Here is a 1,442-nt window from a genome sequence, read left to right as displayed (position 1 = left end):
CCCCCGCTCGGCTGGGAGCACGTCAGCCTCACCGGCGACTATCTCTGGGGCGACATCGATACGCCGCGGGAGCGGTTCAGGCCCCTGCGCACCACGGGCTCAGCCGAGCGGCCTTAGCGTACGTTTTGGGGCACATTCTGCGATGACCCCATGCAGCGTCACCGCCACGACGAGTTCCTGCGCTTCCTCAACACAATCGAGGCGGCGGTGCCGGCGGGCAAGCTGATCCACGTGATCCTGGACAACTACTGCACGCACAAGCACCCGAAGGTGCGAGCCTGGCTGGCCCGGCATCCACGCTGGATCTTCCACTTCACCCCGACCTCGGCTTCGTGGATGAACGCGGTCGAGGGCTTCTTCTCCGCCCTGACCCGGCGCAGGCTGAAACGGGGCAGCTTCAGCGGGATCGTCGACCTTCAGGCTGCGATCAACCGCTACATCGCCGAGCACAACGACAGGCCAAAGCCCTTCGTCTGGACCAAGCCAGCCGCCGCCATCCTAGACGCCGTCAATGGCAACGCTGCACCATCCGAATGAGTCAGTGCACTAGGCCCTGTGGACACTTGGGGTTCACGGATGGGTTAAGCCGTGATTCAAGGCTGTCATTTGGAGGACAGCCTTGAGCATTCAGGATCGCTTGGTTCTCAGCGACGCGCAGTGGGAGCGGATGGCGCCGCTCATCATCGGTCGGCCCGATCAGCGGGGCTCGACGGGACGCGACAACCGCATGTTCGTGGAGGGCGTGCTGTGGATCGTGCGCACCGGCTCGCCCTGGCGCGATCTGCCTGACGTCTTTGGCGAGTGGAACAGCGTGTTCCGCCGCTTCAGCCGCTGGAGCCGGAAGGGCGTATGGTGGCGCATCTTCGAGGCGATGTCGGACGATCCTGACTTCGAGTACCTGATCGTGGATTCCACCATCGTGCGCGCCCACCAACATGCGGCGGGTGCAAAAAAGGGGGGTCTGGAGATCGCCCCTCGTCCGAGCCTGCGGCCGATCAAGCCCTCGGCCGCTCACGCGGCGGCCTGAGCACCAAGATCCACCTGGCGGTGCGCGGGCTCGGCTGCCCGGTGCGCTTTGTCCTCACAGCCGGCCAGAAAGGCGACGCGCCACAGGCCGAACTCTTGCTCAAGGACCTCCCGGCTGACGTGATCCTGGCCGATGCCGCCTACGACAGCGACCGGCTGCGCAAGCTCGTCTCCGACCAGGGCGCCAAGGCCGTGATCCCGAACAATCCCTCGCGGGCCAGGAAGTACGACCTCGACAAGGCGCTCTACAAGGAGCGCCATCTGATCGAGTGCTGCTTTGCCAAGCTCAAGCAGTTCCGACGCGTGGCCACCCGCTACGAGAAGACCGCCCGCAACTACGCCGCCGTCGTCACACTCGCCGCCATCGTCCTATGGATCCGGTAACTGTCCACACGGCCTAGCCCGGATCATTCACG

General features: G+C 65.0%; 2 pseudogenes. Both read left to right on the top strand.

Features of this window, described 5'->3' with window-relative positions:
* Nucleotides 1-129 precede the first annotated feature (129 nt).
* Nucleotides 130-537, top strand: a pseudogene (locus VP06_RS10570) (transposase); the annotation flags it as partial.
* Between the two features lie 82 nt (nt 538-619).
* Nucleotides 620-1,410: pseudogene (locus VP06_RS34770) on the top strand (IS5 family transposase).
* The last annotated feature ends 32 nt before the right edge of the window (nt 1,411-1,442 follow it).

The organism is Methylobacterium aquaticum, from assembly GCF_001043915.1.
Taxonomy (GTDB): Bacteria; Pseudomonadota; Alphaproteobacteria; order Rhizobiales; family Beijerinckiaceae; genus Methylobacterium; species Methylobacterium aquaticum.
Note: the sequence above shows the minus strand (reverse complement) of the source record. Positions and strands in the feature narration are given on the sequence as shown.